At 57.6% G+C, this 25,460-nt stretch carries 20 protein-coding genes and 1 pseudogene; 12 read left to right on the plus strand and 9 right to left on the minus strand.

What is annotated here, in order from left to right; genetic code table 11:
- Window positions 1-114: 114 nt before the first annotated feature.
- Complete coding sequence (feaR, locus tag LAB08_RS10515) at window positions 115-1,035, plus strand: transcriptional regulator FeaR (RefSeq protein WP_096512271.1); 921 nt, start codon at window positions 115-117, stop codon at window positions 1,033-1,035.
- 147 nt (window positions 1,036-1,182) lie between these two features.
- Here feaR and LAB08_RS10520 read toward each other — a convergent pair whose 3' ends face one another.
- Complete coding sequence (locus tag LAB08_RS10520) at window positions 1,183-1,812, minus strand: response regulator transcription factor (protein ID WP_096512270.1); 630 nt, start codon at window positions 1,810-1,812, stop codon at window positions 1,183-1,185.
- A 259-nt stretch (window positions 1,813-2,071) separates the two neighbouring features.
- Here LAB08_RS10520 and hpaC point away from each other — a divergent pair, with 259 nt between their 5' ends.
- Entirely contained in the window at window positions 2,072-2,584 is a 513-nt protein-coding gene (hpaC, locus tag LAB08_RS10525) for a 4-hydroxyphenylacetate 3-monooxygenase, reductase component (RefSeq protein WP_096512269.1), read from the plus strand.
- 182 nt (window positions 2,585-2,766) lie between these two features.
- Here hpaC and LAB08_RS10530 read toward each other — a convergent pair whose 3' ends face one another.
- From LAB08_RS10530 to LAB08_RS10550, 6 genes and pseudogenes are all read right to left on the minus strand, one after another.
- Window positions 2,767-3,780, minus strand: coding sequence for a phosphotransferase enzyme family protein (locus LAB08_RS10530; protein WP_096512268.1), 1,014 nt, complete (start codon window positions 3,778-3,780; stop codon window positions 2,767-2,769).
- Window positions 3,781-3,789: 9 nt separating this feature from the next.
- Entirely contained in the window at window positions 3,790-5,067 is a 1,278-nt protein-coding gene (locus LAB08_RS10535; protein ID WP_096512267.1) for an aspartate aminotransferase family protein, read from the minus strand.
- Window positions 5,060-6,373, minus strand: coding sequence for an amino acid permease (locus tag LAB08_RS10540; RefSeq protein WP_096512266.1), 1,314 nt, complete (start codon window positions 6,371-6,373; stop codon window positions 5,060-5,062). The genes LAB08_RS10535 and LAB08_RS10540 overlap by 8 nt, the downstream gene beginning before the upstream one ends.
- 368 nt (window positions 6,374-6,741) lie before the next feature.
- Window positions 6,742-7,581 (minus strand): methyl-accepting chemotaxis protein, encoded by an 840-nt coding sequence (locus LAB08_RS30740; RefSeq protein ID WP_436799356.1) that lies wholly within the window; start codon window positions 7,579-7,581, stop codon window positions 6,742-6,744.
- A gap of 15 nt (window positions 7,582-7,596) precedes the next feature.
- A pseudogene (locus LAB08_RS30745) lies at window positions 7,597-8,868 on the minus strand (methyl-accepting chemotaxis protein); the annotation flags it as partial.
- A gap of 152 nt (window positions 8,869-9,020) precedes the next feature.
- Entirely contained in the window at window positions 9,021-10,343 is a 1,323-nt protein-coding gene (locus tag LAB08_RS10550) for an alginate export family protein (RefSeq protein WP_096512264.1), read from the minus strand.
- A gap of 1,001 nt (window positions 10,344-11,344) precedes the next feature.
- Here LAB08_RS10550 and LAB08_RS10555 point away from each other — a divergent pair.
- From LAB08_RS10555 to LAB08_RS10585, 7 genes are all read left to right on the plus strand, one after another.
- A complete protein-coding gene (locus LAB08_RS10555) occupies window positions 11,345-12,256 on the plus strand; it encodes an McbB family protein (protein WP_157755725.1) in 912 nt (303 codons plus the stop codon).
- Entirely contained in the window at window positions 12,253-13,056 is an 804-nt protein-coding gene (locus LAB08_RS10560) for a nitroreductase family protein (RefSeq protein ID WP_096512262.1), read from the plus strand. The genes LAB08_RS10555 and LAB08_RS10560 overlap by 4 nt, the downstream gene beginning before the upstream one ends.
- The gene (locus tag LAB08_RS10565) at window positions 13,043-14,242 is read left to right on the plus strand and encodes a YcaO-like family protein (RefSeq protein ID WP_096512261.1); all 1,200 of its coding nucleotides are present in this window, start codon (window positions 13,043-13,045) and stop codon (window positions 14,240-14,242) included. Before LAB08_RS10560 ends, LAB08_RS10565 begins: the two co-directional genes overlap by 14 nt.
- 26 nt (window positions 14,243-14,268) lie before the next feature.
- Window positions 14,269-14,997 carry an ABC transporter permease gene (locus LAB08_RS10570; protein ID WP_254007514.1) on the plus strand — a complete coding sequence of 243 codons (729 nt, stop codon included), beginning with the start codon at window positions 14,269-14,271 and terminating at the stop codon, window positions 14,995-14,997.
- Window positions 14,997-15,725 carry an AAA family ATPase gene (locus tag LAB08_RS10575; RefSeq protein WP_096512259.1) on the plus strand — a complete coding sequence of 243 codons (729 nt, stop codon included), beginning with the start codon at window positions 14,997-14,999 and terminating at the stop codon, window positions 15,723-15,725. Before LAB08_RS10570 ends, LAB08_RS10575 begins: the two co-directional genes overlap by 1 nt.
- 176 nt (window positions 15,726-15,901) lie before the next feature.
- Window positions 15,902-16,291, plus strand: a complete 390-nt coding sequence (locus LAB08_RS10580) for a c-type cytochrome (protein ID WP_096512258.1) — start codon at window positions 15,902-15,904, stop codon at window positions 16,289-16,291.
- Between the two features lie 149 nt (window positions 16,292-16,440).
- The gene (locus tag LAB08_RS10585; RefSeq protein WP_096512257.1) at window positions 16,441-17,931 is read left to right on the plus strand and encodes an aldehyde dehydrogenase family protein; all 1,491 of its coding nucleotides are present in this window, start codon (window positions 16,441-16,443) and stop codon (window positions 17,929-17,931) included.
- 789 nt (window positions 17,932-18,720) lie between these two features.
- Here the strand turns inward: LAB08_RS10585 and LAB08_RS10590 are convergent.
- On the minus strand, window positions 18,721-21,108 hold the full coding sequence (locus LAB08_RS10590) for a DUF3772 domain-containing protein (RefSeq protein ID WP_096512256.1): 2,388 nt from the start codon (window positions 21,106-21,108) through the stop codon (window positions 18,721-18,723).
- A 297-nt stretch (window positions 21,109-21,405) separates the two neighbouring features.
- Here LAB08_RS10590 and LAB08_RS10595 point away from each other — a divergent pair, with 297 nt between their 5' ends.
- The 3 genes from LAB08_RS10595 to LAB08_RS10605 are packed head-to-tail and all read left to right on the plus strand — an operon-like array spanning window position 21,406 to window position 24,384.
- Window positions 21,406-22,371: a Bug family tripartite tricarboxylate transporter substrate binding protein gene (locus tag LAB08_RS10595; protein ID WP_096512255.1), complete on the plus strand. Its 966-nt coding sequence runs from the start codon at window positions 21,406-21,408 to the stop codon at window positions 22,369-22,371.
- Window position 22,372: 1 nt separating this feature from the next.
- Window positions 22,373-22,855: a tripartite tricarboxylate transporter TctB family protein gene (locus tag LAB08_RS10600; protein WP_096512254.1), complete on the plus strand. Its 483-nt coding sequence runs from the start codon at window positions 22,373-22,375 to the stop codon at window positions 22,853-22,855.
- Between the two features lie 20 nt (window positions 22,856-22,875).
- Window positions 22,876-24,384: a tripartite tricarboxylate transporter permease gene (locus tag LAB08_RS10605; RefSeq protein ID WP_096512253.1), complete on the plus strand. Its 1,509-nt coding sequence runs from the start codon at window positions 22,876-22,878 to the stop codon at window positions 24,382-24,384.
- A 123-nt stretch (window positions 24,385-24,507) separates the two neighbouring features.
- Here the strand turns inward: LAB08_RS10605 and LAB08_RS10610 are convergent, their stop codons facing one another.
- A complete protein-coding gene (locus LAB08_RS10610; protein WP_096512252.1) occupies window positions 24,508-25,377 on the minus strand; it encodes a LysR family transcriptional regulator in 870 nt (289 codons plus the stop codon).
- Between the last annotated feature and the right edge of the window lie 83 nt (window positions 25,378-25,460).

The following is a 25,460-nucleotide window of genomic DNA, read 5'->3' on the forward strand; positions in this document are numbered from 1 at the left end:
TGGGCGCCCGGCGGCCATCGAGGGAGGTGATGGCTGGAGTAAGAATGATTTTTAGCGAGCCGCTCGACGAAGCGGCCGGAAAATAACAACAAAAACACGTGAGGCTTTGCGGACATGATTACAGCATCGACGGTGCGCAATGAGGCGTTCGAAAGTTGGTTGAGCCAGGTTAACCAGGCCTGCGGGCGTTTCGATGCCCGTGCACTGGACACCGATTTTTATGGCGAGCTGGCGGAATTTCGCAGCGGCGCGATCAAACTCAGTGTGGTCGACATGGCGCACGTGCACCTGTATCGCTCCAGCAAGGACGTCAGCATCAGCAGCGATGGCCACTACTACGCGGTGTTCCAGATGCGCGGCAGTTCGCAGCTGGAGCAGGGCGACAACCGTGCGCAACTGGGTTGTGGCGACATCGCCCTGATCGACGCCAGCCGCCCCAGCGACATGACCTACAACCACGATTCCCGTCAGCTGTCGCTGATCCTTCCGCGTCAGGTGGTGGAACGTGGTTCGCACTTCACGGCGGTCAATTGCGCCACGCGCATCGGCGCCAGTAACCCGTTGGCGGCGATGGCCAACCGACTGGTACTTGAGACTCGCCAACAGGAAGGTCTGGACATGCAGGAAAGCGAGGCGGTACTCGACGCCCTGGCCAGCCTGCTGTTGCCCGGAGTCAGCGCCCGCGACAGCAACGGCGATGTCCACGAGCGGCAGTTTCGCAAGATCATAGCGTTCATCGACGCGCACCTCAGCGACGAAGACCTGTGTCCCGAGCTGATTGCCCGGGAAGTGGGGGTTTCCGTGCGCGGCCTGTACCGGATGTTCTCCAAGCGCGGCCTGGTGGTGGCGCAGTACATCAAGCATCGGCGCCTGGACTTCTGCGCGGAAAACCTGCGCCGCTCGGACGTCGAGCAGAAGCTGTCGGCGCTGTGCTACGCCTGGGGCTTTTCCGATTCCAGCTACTTTTCCTCGGCGTTCAAATCGCGCTTTGGCGTGTCGCCGGGTGCCTATCGCAAGCGTTATAGCCAGAATTGATGTTGATCATGCTGGCCTCATCGCGGGCAAGCCCGCTCCCACAGTGATCGGTTTCGTACACAGAGTTTGTGAACACCATCAATACCTGTGGGAGCGGGCTTGCCCGCGATGGCGGCCTCAAAATCCCTGAAGATGTAAGCTCCTATCTCAATGCCGCACCGGCTCCTCACCCGACAAGTGCAGCACCTCTCGCACCAGCATCGCAATGCTGCTCACACCCATCTTTTCCTTGATCTTGGTCCGGTGCACATCAACGGTTTTCACGCTGATGTTCAGCTCCCGGGCAATCACCTTACTGGCCTTGCCATCGATCACCAGCATCAGCACCTCGCGCTCGCGGCTGGTCAGCAGGGCGAGCTTGCCTTGCAGGTTCTGGCGCTGCTCCTGATCGGCCTGGGCGTGCACGGCGGCCTTCAGCGCGGCCTGGATGCGGTCGATCATCTGCTGCGGGTTGTAGGGCTTCTCGACGAAGTCCAGCGCGCCGTTCTTCATCGCCGTCACCGACATTGGAATATCGCCATGGGCCGAGACGAAAATGGTCGGCAAGGTGCTGCCACGCTGGTTGAGGATCTCCTGCAACTGGAAACCGCTGGTTTCCGGCATGCGCACGTCCAGCACCAGGCAGGCCGGTTGCTTGGGGTCGTACTGGCTGAGGAACTCTTCGGCGCCGGCAAAGCACTGCGCCTGCACGCTGACAGACTCCAGCAGCCAGGCCAGCGAAGTACGCAGGTCTTTGTCGTCGTCAACGATGTAAACAATCGGTTTGCGGGTTTGCATCAGGGGCTGCCACGAGAATTTCTAATTATTGTTATCGCGCGCGAACGCGCGGCACGCATCGGCTCATCTTTTTGGAGCCAGATAGCAGGATACCCACTGTCATCGGCCCTTGCGATAAAGAAACCACCTAGTCGACTAGCGGAAAGCCTAGCTCGTTGTGGTGATCGTCAGAATGGTTGGGCCGAGTGCCCGGCCGTACTCTTGTTCCATCACCTACGGACCGCAAACAGACGGTCCTCCTGAAGGAAGGGGCATCGACATGGCCGACCTGAGCCAGCAGCAAATCGACTTTCGCAACGCCATGGCGCAACTGCCGGCCGCGGTGAATATCATCACCACCAACGGCCCTGGCGGTCGCTGCGGCATCACCGCCAGCGCTGTGTGCTCGGTGACCGATTCTCCGCCCACCGTGCTGGTGTGCGTTAACCGCAACAGCGCCACCCACGACGTGTTCCGCACCAACGGCCGGCTGTGCGTCAACGTACTGTGCGGCGAACAGGAAGAACTGGCCCGCCACTTCGCGGGCATGACCAAGGTGCCGATGGACGAACGCTTCGCCTGGGACCTGTGGGACGACGGCGCCGCCGACGTGCCGGTGCTGCGCGACGCCCTGGTGCAGCTGGAAGGGCGGATCAGCGAGTGCAAGGAAGTGGGGTCGCATTCGGTGATGTTCGTAGAGCTGGAAAAGGTCGGCGTGCGCGAACCGCGTGACAGCCTGGTGTACTTCAACCGGTTGTTCCATCGCCTGGAACATGCAGGCGCGCACTGCTGATAGACCGCGTTATCGTTCATCGCGAGCAGGCTCGCTCCTACAGTGGATGGGTGTCGCACACAAATTTTGTGCTCACTGAAGAACCCTTGTAGGAGCGAGCCTGCTCGCGATGGCGGTGTATCAGCCGCCATAGATGTTGAATATTCTGGCCTCATCGCGGGCTTGCCCGCGATAGCTTTCTATCAGACCTGCAGATAGTCCCGAGCCAAACCACAAGCCCGCTCAATCAACATCGGCGCCATCTCAATCGCTGTCTGCGTGCCCTGGCGGGTATGAATCCAGCCCAGGTAGGTAGTGCCACGCAACAGCAGAAACAGCGCCAGCGTCTGCCGATCCGCCTCGGTCAACGGCTTCACTGCATGATACCCCTCGATCAGCGCCGTCTTGATCTGCTCGTAGCGCGGATCATCCAGGCAGAAGTACAGCGCCGTGGCCAGCTCGAACATGTGCCAGCCGAAACCGGCGTCGTCAAAGTCGATCAGACGCAGGCACGGGCCTTCGATCAGCAGGTTTTCCGGCACCAGGTCGGCGTGGATCATGCCAAAGTTGCCCAGGTGACGGCCGTATTGACGCAAGTCCTGCCGTGCCTGACGTCGAGCCTGTTGCAGCAGGTCCCGTTGCTCGTCGCTCAACTGCTCCAGCTCCCAGAAACGCCCCCAGAACGGATTGGCACCGATCAGGCCTTCCTCATCCCAGGCATGCCGGACAAACTCGTCCGGCTGCTGCCAGTGGGCCGAATGCAGGTGAATGCGCGCGGCAATCGCCCCGGCTTCGGCAAACAGGAAATCGATTTCAGTGTCGGCCTGCACGCCCGCCTCGGAGGTGCCTGCGGTGGCGCCCGGCAGCCAGGCGAGCATGTCGACATGGCGTTCGCCGATGTCGGCATGGCTCACTTCGATCAGGTGGCGCTGGTCCTGGGCGCGGATGATCTGCGGCACGGTAATGCCGGCGCTTTCCAGCGCCTCCATCCATAGCAGCTCGGAGCGCAATGCCGCCTCGCAGTGATAGCCATTGCGGTGAATGCGCAGGGCTACACGCTGGCCGTCGTGGCGCCAGGCGGAGAACACCGCGTTCTCGCGGAACTTGACCAGTTCGATGTCGGCAAAATCGCCGTCCCAGTGTTGCAGGGCGTGGCGCGCCAGATCGTGCAGATGGGCGACCTGCTGGTCATGGTTCAACGTATTGAATTCAGTCATGGCGGATCCTCAAATGGCGCTCAGCGCCTGGTCCAGTGTGTCGACGAAAAGGTCGGCATGTTCAAGGCCGAACACCAGCGGCGGGCGCAGCTTGAGAATGTTGTCGCCGGCGCCGATCTTGCTGATCAGCACGCCGTTCTCGCGCATGTCGTTGACCACCTTGCGTGCTTCCAGCCCGGCGGGTTCCTTGCTGGCGTGATCGCGCACCAGTTCCATGGCGAAGAACAGGCCCTTGCCGCGCACATCGCCGATGATCGAGTGTTTGCCGGCCAGCACTTGTAGTCGCTGCTGCACATAGGCGCCGACGCTTTGCGCGTTCTGCAACAACTGCTTTTGTTCAATCTCGTCCAGCACCGCCATGCCCACCGCAGCCGCCACCGGCGAGCCGCCGAACGTGTTGAAGTACATGGCGTTGCGGCCGAAGGATTCGACCAGCGCCTTGTGGGTGATCAGCCCGGCCAATGGATAGCCGTTACCCATGGGTTTGCCAAGCGTGACGATGTCCGGCGTCACGCCGTGGGCCTGATGCCCCCACAGGTGATCGCCGGTACGGCCGAAACCGGACTGCACTTCATCGGCGATGAACAAGCCGCCCGCCGCGCGAATCAGCTCCGCGGCCTTGGCGACGAAACTGGCCGGCACCCGTGGCAGGCCTTCGTTGGCGAACAGGGTATCGATCAGCAGCGCTGCGGGGCGAATGCCCTGGGCCTGCATCGATGCAATCGCGGCAGCAATATTGGCTACGTATTCCTCGGCCAGTTGCGCTTCAGTGGTGCCGGCAGGTGCGCGGTACAGGCACGGAATCGGCACAGCGCGGGCGTGGGCGGCAAAGGGCTCCGGCGAGGGCAGGGCGGTGGTGACCTCGGCCAGGGACGCCGAGTTGCCGTGATAGTTGTAGTCGCTGACGATGATCCCGGTGCCGCCGCTGGCGAAACGCGCCAGGCGCAGCGCCAGTTCATTGGCCTCGGTGCCGGTGCAGGTGAACATCGCGGTGTCCAGCGGCTGGGCGAAGGTCGCGGTCAGGCGCTCGGCGTAGCGCACCACCTGCTCGTCCAGGTAGCGGGTGTGGATGTTCAGGGTGGTGGCCTGGCGATGCATCGCCTCCACTACGCGCGGGTTGCAGTGACCGACGCAGGGCACGTTGTTGTAGACGTCCAGATAGCGGCGACCGTCGACGTCGAACAGCCATACGCCGTCACCGCGCACCAGGTGCAGGGGCTTGTCGTAGAACAGCGGCGAGGCGCTGCCGAGTACACGATGGCGGCGTTGCAGGAGAGTGTCAGGCATGGTCTGGAACCTCGATGACAGGGGCGCGGCGAGTGCGCAGCAGGAAGTTGAAAATGCACAGGGTGAAGGTCACGCCGAGAGCGATCAGCATGGTCAGATCAAGCTGGAAGCAGGCAGCGACCACTACCAGCGTCAGGGCCAGGCCCAGCCAGGCGACCAGCTTGCCGCCGATCAGACGGAATGGACGGTGCAGGTCGGGCTGACTGCTTTTGATGCGCAGGTACGCGCCGAAGATGAACAGGTAGCAAACGTTGAGCAGCAGTACGACCGCGAGCATCACCGTGGCCGGGTCGATGGTGGACAATGGCAGGCCGATGGCGCCGATCAGCAATAGCGCCGGGTAGGGTGTGCCACGCTTGCCGGTCTTGCCCAGCCATTGCGGGAACAGACCGTCGCGGGCCATGGCGAACAATTGACGGGAGGCGGCGTAGACCAGGGAGAAGAAGGTGGCGATCAGGCCAAACACACCGCCGCAACCAATCACCTTGGCCAGCCACGAGCCTTCACCGAAGGCACTTTTGCTGGACATCGCCGCGTAAAGCGGGTCGCCTGCGCTGCCCACCAGGTCGACACCACCGGCGCCCGGTGCGCACACCATCACGACCAGTGCGGTGACCAACAAGGTGCCGATGGCCGCGAGAATGCCGCGTGGCATGGTGCGGCCAGGGTTGTCCGCTTCTTCCGCCGCCGAGCCGGTTTGCTCGACGGTGATGAACAGCCAGATGGCGAACGGCACGCAGGCGAAGATGCCACCGAGGCTGACAGGCGTGGCGACATTGGCCGGCAACACCATCAAGTTGGCCAGCTCGACATGCGGCGCCATGGCCACGCCGAAGGTCAGCAGGGCGACCACGGCAATCACCCCGGCAATGAACGTCAGGCCCATGGCCTCACCGACACCGCGCAGGTGAATGCCGATGATCACCGCAAACAGGGCGATCTTCACCGGCCAGCCGCCGAGGCCGAAAATCGACTCGGTGTAGGCACAAATGAAGGTCGCCGCGGCGCCGGTACCGATGGTCAAGGCCAGCGCACAAGCCACCCCGACCAGATAACCCACAAACGGCCCGAAGGCACTTTGCGCATAGACAAACACGCCGCCCGCACTGGGCAACGCCGTGGACAATTCCGCCACGCACAAGGCCAGGCCACCGCACAGCAGCGCCATCAACAACGTGGCGATCAGCATGTTCATCCAGCCACCAGCGGCCAGCCCGAAGTTCCAGCCGGAAAACTGCCCGGCCACCACCAACGCAATTCCAAGGCCGGCAATCTTTGGCCAGCCCAGCGCACTTTTCTTGAGCACAGAAGTCTCCCGCGACCCGAAGGCCGATTTATTGTTTTAGTGAGAAATGGAGAGGGTTGAGCGTTGCTTGCGCCCACTGAAGGGGGCTGGTCTCGATACTACGCGCGGGGTGCGGCGGGGCATGTTTGCGTGCATGCCATGTGGTTGGTTGTGGGTGCCAGATTCAGTGGGTTCAGCAAGGCCCTTGTGAGAGTGGGCTATCAGTCACCATTGATGTTGAATGTGATGGCCTCATCGCGGGCAAGCCTTGCTCCCACAGAGGATCTTTGGTGAACACAGGATTTGTGTACGACGCAGATCAACTGTGGGAGCAAGGCTTGTCGGATCGCCGCACCGCCGCGATGGCGGCAGCTCAGGCGACATCCATCTTAAATGCGAAAACTCCCCACCAACTGATTCAACCGCGCCGCCTGTTGTTCCAGCTCGGTACAGGCACGCAAGGTCGATTGCAGGTTTTCCACGCCTTGCTGATTGAGGGTGTTGATTTGGGTGATGTCGACGTTCAGGGCTTCGACCACGGCGGTCTGTTCCTCGGTGGCGGCGGCGACGGACTGGTTGACGTTGTCGATCTCGCCGATGCGCTGGGTCACGCTGCCCAGGCGGCTGCCGGCGAGGTTGGCGATGGTGACGCTTTCCTCGCTGTGCTGTTGGCTCTCGGTCATGGTGGTGACCGAATCCCGGGCGCCGACTTGCAGCTCCTCGATCATCTGCTGGATCTCCAGCGCCGAGGTCTGGGTGCGTCCAGCGAGGCTGCGCACCTCGTCGGCCACCACCGCAAATCCGCGTCCGGCTTCACCGGCGCGAGCCGCTTCGATGGCGGCGTTGAGCGCCAGCAGGTTGGTCTGCTGGGAGATGCCCTTGATCACCTCGAGGATTTGCCCGATGTTCACGGTCTTGCCGTTGAGCACTTCGATGTTGGCGCACGATGTACGGATCTTCCCCGACAGTTCGTTCATCACTTCGATCGTGCGCTGCACCACCTGACGACCGTCTTCGGCCTGTTGTCGTGCGGCGGAGGCCTGGTGCGAGGCATCGGAGGCGTTATGGGCGATTTCCTGGGCGGCGGCGCCTAACTGGTTGATCGCGGCGGCCACGCTGTTGGTGCGGGTGGATTGATCGTCGAAATTGCTCAGCGACGAATTGGACGCGTCCAGCACGCGCCGAGCGCCCTGATTGACGCCCAGCGCCGCCGACGACACCTCGCGCATCGACTGATGGATACGCTCGACAAAGCGGTTGAACGCCGTGGCCAACTGACCGATTTCATCCCGGGACTGCACTTGCAGGCGCCGCGTCAGATCGCCTTCGCCGAGGGAGATGTCTTCCATGACCCGCGTCAGCACTTGCAGCGGCCGGGTGATGCGCTGGGCTGTGTACCAGATCAGCAGCAGGCCGAGCAGGGCCGAGCCGCCACCGAGCAGCAGTTCCAGCGCAGTGCTTTGCACGCCTTGGGCATCGAGTTGTTTTTGCAGGGTGGTGACCGGTGCCAGCAGCACCTCCTGCGGCACGCCCACCAGCACACCCCAGGGCGCGGCGCCGGCAATCGGTGCCAGGGGTTCGAGGACCTTGATCTGCTGCGGGTCGACAAAGACTTTCGGTTGGCCCTGACGCAAGGCATCCATGACGTCTGCGCTGTTCATCGGCTGACCGAGGCGGCTGACGTCCTGACTGTCGGCCGAGATCACGCCATGGGGGCTGACGATGCTGATCTGGCCGTGGCCATCGAACAGTTTCAGGGCACTGGTTTCGCTGTTCTTTTGCAATGCGGCGAGGTTGATGTCGAGGCCGACCACGGCGATGACCTTGCCGTTTTCCAGCAGCGGGAAGGCAACGCTGGTCACCAGTTTACGACTGCCGGACGCCTCGTCGAAGTAGGGTTCCAGCACGCAGGCCTGACGGGTGTCGCGGGCGCAGGTGTAGAACGAATTGTAGGGTGCGCCACTCGGCCCCGGCTCGGTATTGGCCAGCAGACCCTCGTCGCCGATCACCGCTTGCAGTTCACCGGGTTTGCTCTGCACCCAGTACAGCGAGAAGCGTCCCTTTTCGTTGCTGCCCAGATCGGCCTTGTCAGCGAAACCCGCGTCGGCACCGTCCAGCGCGTCAGGTTCAAAAATGACGTAAAGCCCGAGCAGGTCGGGCTTGTCGTTCAGGGCCTGATGAAGCTGGGTACTCAGCTCCTGGCGCAGTTGTTGGCGGGTCAGCGTCCCCTGGTGCTGGAGTTGCCGCAGATACAGTAAGTATCGCGATAACCCCTGGCCGAATTCGTGGGTCTGCATGAAGGTGCGTTGCACCTGCATCGCCTGCACCTTGCCCAGCGCCTGCATGTGTTCCCTGGCTGCATCGGCGAGCATTTCACTGCTGGCCTGGGCCACTTGCCGACTGCTTTGATGGGTCTGGTAGAGCGACAGCCCCATCAGCAGGCCCACCACCAACAACAGGCAGAGGCCGGCGAGCAGGGCGATCTTGCTCTGGATCGTCAGAAATTTTTTCTGCATGGGAAATGCCTTTTTCCTGGGAAACGAACCCGACCCCTGTAGGAGCGAGCCTGCTCGCGATGGACGTCAACGATAACGCGGGCTGTCTGGATGCCCGCGTTGCCTGGACGTTTTTCGCGAGCAGGCTCGCTCCTACAGGGAATGTGTGGGGCTTAGAACGTCGTGGCGAAAATCACCTGGCTGTAGAGGTTCTTGTCGTTGTTGCCCAACTGCGTGCCACCCTCGTCGGCGCTCTTGTCCGGCTGGAACAGGCCGATCAGCGGCATGATGCTCAGGTGGTCGTTGACGTGCCATTCGGCGTACAGGTCCGTTTCGTGGCCGTCGGCATTGCCCAGGTTGCGGTCGATGGTGTCGAAGTTGAAGTACATCGCACCGACGGTCAGATTCTCCAGCGGCGTGACGGTGAACTTGACTTGCTGGATGCGCGCGTTGCTGTTGAACGGACCGGCATAGTTGCCGGCCACTTCACCTTGGAACCAGGTGCCGAAACCACGGCTGAAACCGTAGAACAGGGTGTCGTAGTTTTCCGAGAAACGGCTGTAGCGGTAGCTGGCATACGGTGCCCAAGCCACGTCGGAGAAGGTCCAGCCGGCTTCCAGATACCAGGCGTCTTCGTCAGAAGTGTGGGGTTTGTCCTGCTTGGCGTATTCGCCGGAGAGGAACAGGTCCTTCACCCCGGCATTGCCGGTGGCGCGCAGGCTGTAGGTCTTCATGCCGTCGCGTTCAAGCTGGATCGGCGAGGCGAATTGCTCATCGACGTCAGTGGTGTCGATGTAGGTCAGGCCGACCGTGCCGATGTCCGACACGTGCTCCAGCGTACCGACGTACATCTCGGTCTTGGCCTGGGCGCGGTTGTCGGATTTCAGCCACATCAGGTCGCCACGCCAGCCTTGCTTGCCGCCAATGTGCAACACGGCGGTCTCGTCGAACGCCTTGCGCGCGGCCAGCCAGTAGGCGCCGCCACGGTTGAATTCGCCGTCGGCCAGGCCCTTGCCGATGTTCAGCGCGTCGCCATCGATCAGGAAACCGTCACCGACCACGATGTTCTGGCGGCCGAACGAGAAGTCGATGCCGTCGCTGCCCAGCACGGGGAACAGGTCGGCCGAACGCCAGCCGAGGTAGGCATCTTCGAACTTGGTGGTGCGTTCCGTGCCGTCGCTGAAACCGGCGGCATCGCCATCGCCCCAGGTGCCGGAGCTCAGCAGATTCGCCGCGCCATAGGCGGTGCCGACACCGGCCAGGCCCTTGTCGAAGGCCAGACCGTACTTGATGTAACCCTCGCGCCACGACGACGAACCTTCATCGAGACGACCCGACAACGCGTAGTTTTCCTGGCTATGGAAAATGCCGAAAACCGCTTCCAGGGTGGCGTTCAGGTGAGTGTCGCTGTCTGAGTACAGTTCATAAGCTCCGGCCTGCCCGGCACTGATCATCAGCGCGAGCGTGGAAAGTCGAAGCAAGGGAGACTTGAGCATGGCATGACATCCGTTCTTGTTCTTAGGCGCAGGGTTGCGGTCTTTTTAGATACTAAGGGCCGCGGATTTTTCGGCCTTTTTCCTGTTTGCCAATAAGTTGGTTGTGCATGCCAGATTGAGTGGCGAGGTGATGGCATGGAGGGTTTTACTGCTTTTATTGAGTAGCGCCTTTGCATCGGCGAATCGCGTTCTCTGTAGAAGCTGCCGAAGGCCGCGATTTTTTGGCGTCCTGGCGGTCATGAAGATCAAGGTCAAAAGTTCGCAGCCTTTGGCAGCTCCTACGAGAGCGGTCCTTCTGAAGCAGAGACACGACATCCCTTGTCCTAGGTCGCTAACGCAAACTACGCGTTGACCCGATCCTCACCTTTAAAATCCAGCCCACTCTTGGCCCGATCGTGGTACCCATTAACCAAAATATACCGTTCGTCGCTTTATTGAATTAAGTATCGGTTGATTCAAGGAGTGGTTACTTGAAAATGAAAGAATCTTCCTACTCCGTCCTACAGATTATTAGATTTAGCATTATTCAGTTTGTTTAATGGTTGTCTTGATAAAGGTGTAGTTAATATAAGGGGTTGTAAAGGAAGCGTATGTTGCGGTGTTTATTTAAACTATAGGTGAATGACCGCGTAATCCTGGATTTTCGTAGGAACTATCCTGGGGGGTTGAGTGAAGTTTCCTACAAGTGAAAAATCCGTCGCTTGCTGCCAGTTGGAAAAAATTATAAATATAAAGGCGTCACCTGATGTGGGTGGCACTTCCTCTAATAGTGAGTAACTAAATTATGAAAAGCGAAAATCTTGGTGAAGTTCTCTATTTTGGCGATGAGTTTGACTTCGGCTCGTGCCCACATATAGCTGGAGGTTCTGGTAGTGCGGGTGGTTGTGGCGGTAGCGGCGGCTGTGGAGGTGGTGGCGGTTGTAAAGGTGGGAGTGGCGGCAGTGGCGGGTGTGGAGGGAACAATATAACCCCGGTATCGTCCGACAACGACTAATATTTCAATGAATAAGGCTTTTCTGGTCTTGACTAGAAAAGCCTTGGAAGGGAACTCCATGAAGCTAAATATACAAAGCTACGAAATACTAAATTTTACTTCTGAAAACCTGTTGGTGTCCAAGAGAGGGGTGTCGAAAATAAATTCGCTGTCGTTGTTGGCAGCGTTGAGTAAATTGCAAAGCTATAGAAGTATTTCTAAAGCTGAGCTTAGCGATATGTTGTCGGAACATGGCCTAAATCCAGATGCGGCATATGAGTTTCTGGAGAAAACAATTTCAATCAAGGAGGCCACAGATGATCTCTACTTTGAAAAAGCTGTCGTTGCACATGATTGGGGCGAAGATTCAGATCTAGAACGATTGCTAAAGTGTGAAATAACTACCCCTCTTGAGGTTTGCGAAAGCTTGGATTCGCTATCAGATAGCGTATTAGGTAAAAATTTTTATATTGTTATTCTTTGCAAAAATTATGATTACGATCGTATTAAAGAAATATATTTCAATTTGGCTGATGTGGCGCCTGGAAGTGCGATTAGTATTGGTTATCGCACGGGTAGCTCTTATTGTATTAGTCAACCGTATTTGCCGAGGGTTGGGAGTCCGTGTCATTTTTGCAATATAGACAGGTTGATGAATTATGAAGGCTATAAAGCAAGCAAAAATAGTTGGTCGAAGCTCCTGAGATTTTGCAAAAGCAAACATATTGCGGTGCCAGTAAATCCATTGAATGTCCTTCAACGATCATTAGTAGTAGGGGCGCTGATCAAAAAAATAAAGCTTTTAACAAGTCCCGATGCTGAACGTCGCTATCAAGATAATATACTCCAAGAAACTCATGTCGATTTCAATGGTGCTTTTGTGAGAGATGTTTCGACTTCTCACTGGTATATGTGTGACTGTTTGAGGCTGGAAAAATGAAATATATTCCTCATGATTATTATCTAAAATTCATGGATCCAGTTGTTCATGCGGAGACCCTAGATTTCCATGCAAAGGGGAATTACACGATCCATGATGCATTTAAGCATGCTACTCAACTTCATGGGTTCAGTGATCAACAACTTTTACAGCTTACTGGGAATGAGTTGAGGCTTTACCCGGATATGGATTTGACGTTTCCTATCTGTCCGGAAATTTATCCGGATACGACTATCTGCCGTAATGATTCGTGTGAGACTTTCTCAAGTGCAAATATTGATTTTTCTATAATTGAAAAATTAATATCTCCTATTTTGTCCCCAGATATGATGAGCTACAAAAGGGGATATCCGAGCGGCGGCGCGCTGTACCCGGCTGAAATTTTTATTTGCTCGCTTATGGAAAACAATGAAAGCTGGCCTTGTCCAGAGAAAATCTTACATTTGCTACCACAGTCAAGAAGTTTTGAGGTGGTGCAGGGCACTCAAGAAATAGCAGCGCTGAAACAAGCGATATTGTCTGCTCCAGGAAGTATTGGTGCGCCAAGTATTGCAGTGGTTTACGCGGTCTATATACCTAAGACACTTTTTAAGTACAGGTATCGTGGATATCGGCTTGCCTTGATGGAAATTGGATCTATATACATGCTTGTCGAGCTGCCAGCCAAACAGTTGGGGTTGCAGTGCCGATTATGGTCAGCTTACACCGACACAATGCTAAATAAGGCTATAGGCCTTAATCCAGCGCTATTTTTTCCAGTGTGTGTCCACTTCATTGCTGAGAAATATGATTCTTTATAATCCTCCTCACTTCCCAACGTTGCCCGGTGCTCTGATTTGTCAGCCGGCCTGCCTACTGTCTTTTCCGTCTTCCGTTGAAGTTGAAGACTCCTGGCTGAATGGAGGATCTGGAATAGGAAACGGTTCCTCCTCCATAAAATCGGCCTTGGGCGAATATTTCGAAAGACGACATTTTTATATGGAGGTGAAGTCAGATACAGTCGGGGATATCAATTTTTCTTTGAGGGCAGAAGAGGCTGATCAATTTTTGTATGCTTTCTCTCAAACTAATGACAGTAATCTAACCTCGGCACAGCTTTCCAGTCATTTGTTTAATTTAACAAAGGTGTATCGAACATCGGATTTTTCTAGCTGTTACATACCTACTGCATGTATTTCTCTTAATTATCGTGGGATCGAAAGTGAGAATGTAATATACCCACTGCGAGACACGTGTGGTTGCAGTTTTCACTGGAGTTTTGAGAAGGCCGCTTTTGGGGCGATAAAGGAAAGTTTGGAGAGGCAGTTTCTGACAAAATTCTGGATGACAAAAAAATGCTCTGGTCTAATTTCAGATAATGATACCAAAGCGGCCTTGGATGGAAGCCGTGCTAAAGCGTTGTACGATGCACTTAGTAAGTCGGGTGAACTCGCTGTTATCGATATTTCTGATCCAGGGTATCCCGGGGTGTGCTTGTTAACGGTTTATGGTCAAGAGAATAAAAAACGCCATGTTCAATACTGCGCTGGAATGTCATATGCAGGAACACTCAGTGACTCGCTAGAAAAATCAATCTATGAATTGTGGCAAACTTATAGGTTTGTTGATTTGTTTAAGGCGATTGAAAGTGATGAGGATGAGGTTGAGGATCCTTATTTGAGTTACTTTCTGAGTTGTAATACATATGAGACATTTAAAGAGGTGACTTCGATAGAGGTTGGTCAAGGTGCGACACAAAAATCAATACTTGATTTTAGCTTGACCGGTCTTCTGTTGAAGCTCGAAGAGCAGGGGGTTGACGGCTATCTCTATGTGAATACAGTAACCATAAACGATAGTTTGTATTATTTTTGTAAATTTGTGTCTCCTGATCTGTTTTTGCACATGAATAATTCTAAAAACATAAACATCAGTAATAAGTACTCTGAGAGTTTTATTGGTCAGATATTAACTGATCGAAAAAATACTATGGTCCCATTTCCGTAGAAGGGTGATCTATGCCGATACTTACCATGAAAAGATCTCTTGCGCTCACGTGGTTGTTTGTAAAGGAACAGCTAAAGGAACCTGTTTCGCTTTTTTGGATGATAATTTCACCCGCCGCTACTTACTACCTGCTTGTTTACTATAGGGGAGGTTTTTCTCATTCTACAAGCCGCTATCTAGAAAATACTTCCTGGTTTTATGCGTATGTTTCTTCGAGTGTCGCTTTTTTTGGGTTTTCTTTTTATATCATAGGAAGAAGGGAAAGCGGATTTATCAGGTCGTTCATTTATACAATGGATGCAAAATTAGTTTTTATGTTAGCGCAGTACCTGGCGTACTCGCTAATTGCATTGATTTACTGTGCTGTTTTTTTCGGGTTGACATACTTTTCTTTCGGTCCGTTTGAGGTGTTTGAGTTTTTGCATATTCTTGGGCGTTTTTATGTGTGTTACATGCTGTTTAGTGTGTTTGGTATTTTGTTAAGTTTGTTGCCATTGAGCTTTCAAAATGCCAATACCGTTTTTTCAGTAACCTCGTTTGTCATGCTGGTTTTAGGAGTTCTCAGTATTCGAAGCGAGTCCTCTGTAATCGATCTTGTTAATGTGTTGAATCCGTTGTGTCTTGCCAATAGTATTATGGTTGGCGGGGTTGAAAATAACTACTTTATAGTGTCCGGGATTTTTGTGTTGTTTATTGCGATTTTTTTGCTGTCGCTACGCTTTTTGCGTATTAATCCTGTGTGGAGCCGTTATTGATGAGTATTCTGAAGGCTAGGTCTCTTTGTTTCGGGTATTCTGAAAAAATGATATTTAATGGTGCAAACATGAGTGTCGCTCCAGGTGCTATCACCGGCCTATTGGGTCCAAATGGCTCTGGTAAAACTAGTTTTTTTGATATTGTTTGTGGGTTAAAAGTAGCTGGTAAGGGACAGCTTTCCAATAGTTATGATACACAGATTTATCTTTCGCAGACGGTCATGACTCCGCCAGTGTTACGTATGTTTGATATCTTTAAGATGACTACACTGCTTTGTTCTTCTCGACCTGTATCGCAAAAGCAGGCATTGAGGAAGCTTGCTCGCTGGAGTCCGGAAATAATTGAGCGTTATAAGGAAATCTGGACCAAGAAATCGTCTGTTTGTAGTTACGGTGAAAAACGTTGGTTCTTTACTCTGTCGTTGCTGGCCGTAGTTGCGGATCTAGTAATACTTGATGAGCCAACTGCGGGAGTTGATCCTGAGTTCAGGCACTATATTTGGAAATGCCTCCGTGGAGCTGCTAATGAGGGAGCGGCGATTCTGGTTTCATCACATAGCATCGAGGAAGTTGCAGGCAACTGTGACAGTTTCTACATGATCAGCCAGCAACAATTTAAGCCTTTCAAGTCAGGTGAGGAATTCATGAGTCGCTACGACGCAAGCACTCTGGATGAAGCCTTTATCCGCGCAGCGGCTGAGCCCGTCCCCACAGCTTTTTCTACTTAAGAAACGCGAATGAGCGTTTTGGCAGAACCGCCAACACAACTGGCACGCAGCGCAAACCCTGCGCTTGCCCGACCACCGACAATCCTTTCCAACCTGCCGGGGTTCCGTTGCCCCGGCGCTTTCTGTGTTGGCGTTCGTCTGCGTGACGAGCGCGTGGATTTTCAAGGTCATTCCTTATGTTTACCGCCCTGCGTTTGCCCCTCATGGGATTGTTGTCCTTCACCCTGGCCCAGGCCGCTGTCGCTGCCGATTGCGCGCCGGTCCAGAGCCGTGGCGCCGAAGTGTTCGCCAACGAATGTGGGGTCTGCCATTCGGTGTCGAAAAGCGCGGCCGGGATGATGGGGCCCAATCTGGCGGGCGTAGTGGGGCGCAAGTCCGGTTCACTGGAAGGCTTCAACTATTCCCAGGCCATGCGCAGCAAAAACATCGACTGGCAGGCCGAGAACATCGAGCAACTGATCACTCAACCCCAGGCCTATGTGCCCGGTACCTACATGCCCTACATGGGCCTGGCGTCCGCCGACGATCGTCAGGCGGTCGTGTGCTACCTCAAAGAACAACACTAAGCGGCCGAATCTGGCTGATCAAACCCCTGTAGGAGCTGGCTTGTCGAATCGTCGCACCGCAGCGAAAGCGGCATCGAGTCTTGCACCGCCCATAAAGACGCTTTCGCCAGCAAGCCGGCTCCTACATTTGAACGAATGAGAGGTGATTTATGAGCAACGTTGAAATCCTGCCCCAGGTGGCTGCCTTCCTCGAACGCCGTCACGGCTGCTTTATCGATGGTCAGTGGGTGTTTGCCGAAGGCGAGACCATTGCCGTAGTCAACCCGGCCACCGGCCAGACCCTGTGCGAAACCCTCGATGCGCCGTTGGCAATCGTCGAACAAGCGGTGCAGTCCTCGCACAAAGCCTTCAAGTCCGGTGTCTGGTCTTCGCTGCGTCCGGCCGACCGCGAGCGCATCCTGCTCAACTTCACCCGCCTGGTGGAAGAGCACGCCGAAGAGCTGGCGCAGCTGGAAACCCTGAGCCAGGGCAAGTCGATCAACATGGCCCGCGCGCTGGATCTGAACGCCACCGTGGAGTTCATGCGCTACATGTCCGGCTGGGCGACCAAGATCGAAGGCCAGACCTTCGACGTGTCGATCCCGCTGCCGCCGGGCGCCAAATTCACCGCGTTCACCAAGCGTGAGCCGGTCGGCGTGGTGGTCGGCATCGTGCCGTGGAACTTCCCGCTGCTGATCGCTGCCTGGAAGCTGATGCCAGCCCTGGCCACCGGTTGCACGGTGATCATCAAGCCAGCGATGGAAACTCCTTTGACCGCCATGCGCCTGGCGGAACTGGCGCTGGAAGCGGGCATTCCGGCGGGCGTGTTCAACGTGGTCACTGGTGGCGGCGCTTCCGTTGGCGGCGTGCTGACCTCGCACCCGTTGGTGAGCAAAGTGTCCTTCACCGGTTCCACCGCCGTGGGCAAGAGCGTGGGCGTGGCGTGCATGGAAAACATGACGCGCTTCTCCCTGGAGCTGGGCGGCAAGAACCCGATGATCGTGCTCGCCGATGCCGACATCGAAAAAGCCGTGCAAGGGGCGATTCTTGGCGGCCTGCTGAACAACGGTCAGGTGTGTGCCGCGGCGTCGCGTTTCTACGTGCACCGCTCGATCCACGACCAGTTCGTCGAAGCCTTGGCAGCAGCGGTATCGGCCATGCCGATCGGTGCCGGTATGAACTGCGACGCGGCGATCAACCCGCTGGTATCGCGCAAGCAACAACAGAGCGTACTCAAGCACATCGAACTGGCTCGCCGCGAAGGCGCGCGGGTGGTGACCGGTGGTGAGTTGCTGGAAGGCAACGGTTTCTTCGTGCAGCCAACGATCCTCGCCGATATCGACCACAGCATGGCCGTGGCCCGTGAAGAAGTGTTCGGCCCGGTGCTGGGTGTGATGCCGTTCGACGATGAAGACGCGGTGATCGCCCTGGCCAACGACAACCGCTACGGCCTGGCCGCCAGCCTGTGGACCAACGACCTGAGCAAAGCCATGAATCTGGTGCCGCGCATCGAAGCCGGCACCGTGTGGGTCAACGCCCACGTACTGCTCGACCCGGCGATGCCGTTCGGTGGCGTCAAGCAGTCGGGCATGGGCCGTGAGTTCGGGCGTGCGGTGATCGAGGCTTATACCGAGCTGAAGTCGGTGTGCATCGCGCATTGATGCTTTAGGCACCTGGGGCGTGAGTGTGTATCACGCTTTAGGTGTACATATCCGTTTCTTGGGTAACGGCGGCTTATGGTTTCGCCCTTACGGCGGGTTACTTGGAAGAGCGCCAAGTAACCAAGCGCTCTTGCCCCTTTCGTTCGGTGCCTCGCTCCGGTCCTGCTCCGTGGGACCGCCGCGATCGGCCATCCCTGGCCGGGCGCGGCTAAACCGGCATCCATGCCGGTTTGCCCACTGCGCAGAACCTGCACTCGGCCTCTCGAGGTGGCAAGAAGATCAAAGGCCAAAGCAGAGCGAGGCGGCCTGACAGCCGACCTGATTTCGCGGATGAACGCATTCCAATGTAGGAGCGAGCCCTGCTCGCGAAAAACGTCCAGACAACGCGTTCATCCAGACAGCACGCGTTATCGTTCACGTCCATCGCGAGCAGGCTCGCTCCTACAGGGGATCGAGGGCATCTGCCAATGTCAGGTCGGCTGTCAGGCCGCCTCGCATTGGCTTTTGATCTGGGCGCCCCGTTAAACCACGCTGGCCGAACGCAGGCATTGCTCCGTGGGTAAACCGGCAGGACGCCGGTTTAGCCGCGCTGGGCCAGGGATGGCCCATCGCGGCGACCCACGGAGCAATGCCGGAGTGAGGGCATGCCGAGCCTAAGCGAGGCACCGAGTGGTGGGGCAAGAGCGCTTGGTTACTTGGCGCTTTTCCAAGTAACCCGCCGTAAGGGCGGAACCCTAAGTCGCCGTTACCGAAGCAACGGATATGTACACCAACCCAACCCAACACAAATCACGCCGCCGGTGGCGGTTTCGCCAGTTCAATACCAGCAGCCCCCAACCGCTTGAGAATCTCAAACAACAGCTCGCTCTTGATCGCCCCGACGTTACGCGGGCTGTTGACATACCCGGTGATGGTCAAGGTGATGCCTTCGGGTTTCAACTGGCTGAAACGCACGTATGGCGGCGGTTTATCAAGGATGGATTCGTGCTCGATATAAGTGTCGTACAGCAGGTTGCGCACTTGTTCCGGGTCGATGTCCAGCGGGAACATCAGTTCGAGTGTCGCCACCCCTTGGGCGCTGCCGCCGAGGGTGACGTTGCGCAGGTTCTGCGAGATCAGTTGCGAGTTGGGCACGATGACGATGGAGCGGTCGGCCAGTTGTATTTCGGTGGCGCGCACATTGATGCGCCGGATATCCCCTTCGACGCCGCTGATGCTGATCAGGTCGCCGACCTTCACCGGGCGCTCGGTCAGCAGGATCAGGCCGGAGACGAAGTTCTTGACGATCTCCTGCAGGCCGAAACCGATGCCCACGGACAAGGCGCTGACGATCCAGGCCAGGTTGGTCCACTGGACGCCCAGCGATGACAGCGCAAGCAGGATGACCAGCATGTAACCGATATTGGAAAACAGTGTGCTGAGGGAGGCACACATGCCGGGGTCCATTTCGGTTTTTGGCAGGAACTCGTTGTCCAGCCAGCGGCGCAGGGTGCGGATCAGGTAAATGCCGATGATCAGGGAGAGCACGCCATGCAGCAGGTTGCCCGGGACGATGTTGAGTTTTCGCAGGCCTTCGCCGCCGAGAATAGCCAATGTATTGGAGGCCAATTGTCCGAGCGTCGATCCAACCCCGCCTACCACCAGGGTGATAAAACCGATCAGAAACAGTATCGCCCGGCCGACGCCGGACAAGATGGTAGAAATCTGGTCCAGGCGCGCATCGCCAATACCCAACAGCTGCTTCAGGGCCTTGCCGGTGGAGTGCCGGGGTGAGAACAGGTATTCGCAGCCGTCCCTCAATAGCTGGATCAGCAAATAGAAACCGGAAAAAATGATGAACAACCAGACGAGTTCGTAGGTGATGAAGCGCGACAGGGACACGTAGCCAATCAGCAAGGCGAGCAGGGAAATCACCACGGCGATGCTGGCGAAGGCATAGATCACGCCAGCCAGCGTCGTGCCCGCTTCTGGGGCAGCCCCGGTCGCGGCCAGGGCCCGGCGGGTTTTGCTGACGTGCAACAGCAGTCCGCCGATCATGAGGGTAATGACCAGCGCGGCAAACCCCCTGACCGAGATCACGACCTGGGCGCTCATGCCGGTGGCATTGGTCATTTGCGCCGCCGCCACCAGAATCAGCAACGCCCAGGCCAGGCGGATCGGGAAGGGTTTCATTGCCACGGCCACTGGATCGGCGATGGCCGGCAGCCGCCATGAAGGATGTTTCGTCGACAGCAGGGCGCGGCTCAGGCCGGTGATCAGCACGCAGGTATAAACGATCTTTTCGAAATCCTGGGAAAACCCCACCAGTTGTGGCGTCAACGGCAGGTGTCGCGTCAGGGCATAAAACAGCAACTGCAAGGCAAACCACGCTGCCAGCACCGTGGCGAGCACCGAAGCCAGCGCGAGGGCACTGCGTCGCAGCCGACCTTCAGGCATGCGATGAATGCACAGCCAGGTCAGCCCTCGATCGGTCAGCCTGTGGCCGACAAACCACAGGAGCAGGGACAGCGTGAGCAGGATGCTGGTGTAGAAGCGCTGGCCCGGTTGCCAGGCTGCGTCGAGCGTAGCGCCCATCTGTTGGAGGAAGGCACTAAGGCGTTGGCGGTCGTCCTCTGGCGGATTGAACAGCGGTTCCCAGAACCAGGGGTTGAGGATGCTGTGGGTCTGCTGGGTCACTTCGGTTTCCAGCAGGCTGCGGCGGATGACGGCAATCTGGGCCAGCAGTTCGGTGGCGCTGTTTTTGAGGGTATCCAGTGTTTTGAGTTTGTTGTCGACCTGATTTTTCTGTTCGGTGAGGGCAGTCCTTTGACGGGTAATGTCGGACTTCTCCAACGCAGCCTCGCCAAGCGGTGCGGGCCCCAGCACGCTCAGTTGCGACTGCAATTGAGCCTGTTCGGGCAGCAGCAGTGCCGACAACCGGGCAATTTCCTGGATCAGCGCCTGGACCTGATCCTGCGGGGCTTCCAATTGGCCGTAATTGCTGGCTTGGGAAACCTGCTGTTTGAGGCTATTGAGCCGAAGCAGCAGGTCTTGCAGATCGCTGTCGGGAATAGTGACTGATGCGCGGGCAAAACTGATGGCAGGTGCACCCGACATCGGCGCCGCCGACAGCATTGCGTCGCTCGGTCCGAACAGCGCGAGAACCACGACAATCATCCACTTCAATGCATTGCGCATAGGCGTGCCCGACAGGTTGTTAGTCACCCAGCCTATGAGGTTAGGCCATGACACGCATTATCGAGGGTTTATTGGTCGGATGTGCCCGCAACGCTTGAACTGCAGGAGCCGGCGTGCCTGCGATATCGGCGTGTCAGTGCCATGAATGTTGACTGATTCACCGCTATCGCCAGCCAGCCGGCTCCTACAAACGCAGTCATGTCCTACGCTTATGCGCAGGCCGATGTTCGTCGAACAGGATTCGCCACTGTTCGACAGGTAGACGGCACCAATAAAAACAATCCAGGGAGATACACCATGTCCGCTTTGTTCCGCCGCTTCAGTCGCTACCTGGCCGTTGGCATGACCGCTGCCGCACTCACCACCCCCGCGTTTGCACTGGACACCGTCAAGTTCATGGCCCCCGGCTCCGTGGGTGGCGGTTATGACCAGACTGCGCGAGTGTTGGGCAAGGCCCTGATAGAAGCCAACGTGGCCAAATCCGTGACGTTTGAAAACAAAGGGGGCGCGGGTGGAACCCTGGGGCTGGCGCAATTTGCCAACAGCACCAAGGGCGACCCGAATGCACTGCTGGTGGTCGGCGCGATCATGGTCGCGGGGATCGAACAGAACAAACCGCAAATTACCCTGAAGGACGTGACGCCGATTGCCCGGTTGTTCACCGAATACAACGTGATTGCCGTGCGCAAGGAGTCGCCCTACAAAACCCTCGATGACCTGATCAAGGACTTCAAGGCCAATCCGCCCGGCATCACCTGGGGGGGTGGTTCGAAGGGGTCGATCGACCACATCGGCATCGCCGAGCTGGCTGGCAAACTCGATGTCCCGGTCAACAAGGTCAATTACATCGCCACCGGTGGCGGGGGTGAAATTGTCGCGCAGACCCTGGGCGGCCAGATCAAGGTGCTCACCGGGGGCTATGCCGAGCTGGGTCAATACGTCAAGAACGGCCAGATCCGTGTGCTGGCCATCGGTGCGCCCGAGCGTGTCCCGGGGATCGATGCGCCGACCCTCAAGGAAAGTGGCTACGACGTGATCATCGGCAACTGGCGCGGTGTCTACGGCGCAGCGAACCTGACGCCCGAGCAGCGTAAAGAAGTGACCGACGCTGTCGTGGCGGCCAACACCAGCAAAGTCTGGCAGGACAACATTCAAACCAATGCCTGGACGCCGAGCGTGTTGACCGGTGACGAGTTCGGCAAGTTCGTCGATGAAGAACACGTGCGCCTGCGGGCGATGCTGGTCAAGGTCGGGCTGCTTTGAGATGGCCGGGGTGCGCGCAATCGTACCGACACAATTGGCGATCGGCCTCGGGCTGATCGCCCTCGGCGCCGTGCTGGCCGTGGGGGCGTACCGCTTTCCGCCCGAGATGGGCTTCGTGATTCTGCCGGCTTTTGTTTACCCCTATGTTGTCGCCGGGTTTCTCGCCGTGGTGGGCCTAGTGCTGAGTTACCAGGCGTTCACCGGTGGTTTTCGCGAACTGGACAGCGGCAATGGCGCGATCCCCGGCGGCAAATCCGGCGCGGCCTGGGTGACTGGCGGGTTGGTGGGCGTGGCGTTGCTGATCAACCTGATCGGTTTCGTGCTGGCCGCCGGCCTGCTGTTCGCCTTTTCCGCACGGGGCTTCGGCAGCCGTTACCCGTTGCGGGACCTGGCCATCGGCATTGCCTTGACCTTGCCGATCTACTGGCTGTTCAACGCCGGGCTGGGGGTTTCCCTGCCGCCGCTGGTCAACGCCTGGATCTGAGGGCGAAGGAGATCGACTGCGTGGATATTCTCTCAAGCCTGTTGGCGGGTTTTTCCTCGGCGCTGACGCCGATCAACCTGATGTGGGGTTTCATTGGCTGCTTGCTGGGCACCGCCATCGGTGTGTTGCCGGGCATCGGGCCGGCGCTGACGGTGGCGTTGCTGTTGCCGATCACTGCCAAGGTCGATCCCACCGGGGCGCTGATCATGTTCGCCGGGATCTATTACGGTGCGCAGTTCGGCGGTTCCACCACTTCGATCCTGCTCAACACACCGGGCGAATCGTCTTCCATGGTCACGGCCCTGGAAGGCAACCTCATGGCGCGCAATGGCCGGGCAGGGCCTGCCTTGGCAACGGCAGCCATTGGGTCCTTTGTGGCGGGCACCATCGCGACGATCCTGCTGACCCTGTTCGCCCCCGTTGTGGCCCGACTGGCGCTCAACTTCGGGCCGGCGGAGTACTTCGCGATCCTGGTGCTGTCCTTCACCACGGTGTCGGCGGTGCTTGGCGCCTCGATGCTGCGCGGTTTTGCGTCGCTGGGAGTCGGCCTGACTATCGGCATGATCGGCCTGGACTCGACCTCGGGGATTGCTCGCTACACCCTGGGCGTTCCGGAACTTGTGGACGGCATCGAAGTGGTACTGGTGGCGGTGGGGTTGTTTGCGGTGGGGGAGGCGCTGTACAGCCTGCTCTATCAACAGGAACAAGCGGAGGGCCGGCATCGCCTGACCTCGTTGTGGATGACCCGCGCCGACTGGAAACGGTCGGTGCCCGCCTGGTTACGCGGCACGCTGATCGGCTTTCCGTTTGGCTCGATTCCGGCGGGTGGTGCGGAGATCCCGACGTTTCTGTCCTATTCCACCGAACGCAAGCTCAGCCGGTATCCGAAAGAGTTTTCCGCCAATAAAGGCGTGGGCGCCATCGAAGGCGTCGCCGGTCCGGAAGCGGCGAACAATGCGAGCGCGACCGGGTCATTGGTGCCGTTGCTGACCCTGGGCATACCGACATCCGCCACGGCGGCGATTCTGTTGGCGGCGTTCCAGAACTACAACCTGCAACCGGGGCCGATGCTCTTCGAGACCTCCGCCGATCTGGTCTGGACGCTGGTGGCCTCGTTGTACATCGGCAACGTCATCCTGCTGGTGCTGAACCTGCCGTTGGTGGGGCTGTGGGTCAAGCTGCTGCAAATCCCCCGACCGTATCTGAACGCCGGGATTCTGGTGTTTGCCACCATCGGCGTGTACGGCATGCGCCATTCTTCCTTCGACTTGCTGTTGATGTTGGCCATTGGCTGGGCCGGTGTGCTGATGCGGCGTTTCGACTTCCCGGTGGCGCCGGTGATCGTGGGCATGCTGCTGGGGCCGATGGCCGAGAAACAACTGCGCAATGCCCTGTCCATCAGCCAGGGCGACTGGATGATCTTCGTCACCCAACCGATCTCGGCGTTTTTCATGGGCCTGACTTTGCTGGTGCTGGTGGTGCCGCATCTGCTGCATGCGCGGGGAATCAAGTTGCATGAAGACGACTGAGTGTTGAGGTTACGCGCAACTCCTGTGGGAGCGAGCCTGCTCGCGAAAGCGGTGTCTCAGTCACATCAATGTTGCATGTGCAGGCTTATTCGCGAGCAGGCTCGCTCCCACAGGTTGCAGGATCTAACTTGCTTGCTGGGCAAACCACTGCATAACAAACTCGCACGCCGGATGCGAAGCCGCCGAAGGTTGCAGGCACAACGAGTAAATCCCGCGGGTCTTCAACGGCTGGCCGAACGGGATGTGCAGCACGCCACGTTCGATTGACTCGCCCGCCAGGGTCATGTCGGTCATGGCCACGCCCAGTCCCCGCGCGGCGGCATCCAGAGCCAGTTCGTCGAGGTTGAAAGGGATGTGCCGAAAGTCCTCCAGGGACTTGCCGCCGTTGGCGGCCAACCAATGCTTCCAGTCATTTTTGTCCGCCGAGCGATGCAGCAGGGCAAAGCGTGCCAGTTCTTCCAGCGACGCCAGTGCCAGGCCGGGCGCACACACCGGCACCAGCGCTTCTTCGAACAAGGTCAGGCAATCCGGGGCACCGGACGGCTCAGGCAAGTAGAGGATGTAGGCATCGCTGTCGCTGGCCGGTTCCACCACCTCCGTGGCCACGGTTTCGATAGCCAGTGAAACCTCCGGGTGATGGCGATAGAAATCACTCAGTTTCGGCAGCAACCAACGCACCGCCAGCGACACGTGCATGCGAATGCGGAACGGGCGCTTCTGCGGGGCGATGCGGTCTTCGAGGGTTTTCAGTTGCTCGAGGATGTTGCGCGCGCTGGCCAGCACCTGTTCGCCTTCGGGTGTCAGGCGCAGGCTGCGACTGCTCCTGACGAACAGGGCGACGTCGAAGTGACTTTCCAGTTGTTGAATCTTGCGGCTCACCGCGCTTTGGGTCAGGCACAGCGTTTGCGCTGCCTGGGTAAAGCTGCCCGAATCGGCGACTTCGACCAGCGCCTGCAACCCCTGGAGCGAGGGTACGTGGCGAATTTTATCCATGCGTTTTCAGAATACCTGGATGATTTATTAACGTTGGTTGTATCGAGCAAGAGCCTTTAGATTCTAGCCATGGCCGCCGTCAT

The sequence above is a fragment of the Pseudomonas izuensis genome, from assembly GCF_002356535.2.
GTDB classification, from domain to species: Bacteria; Pseudomonadota; Gammaproteobacteria; order Pseudomonadales; family Pseudomonadaceae; genus Aquipseudomonas; species Aquipseudomonas izuensis.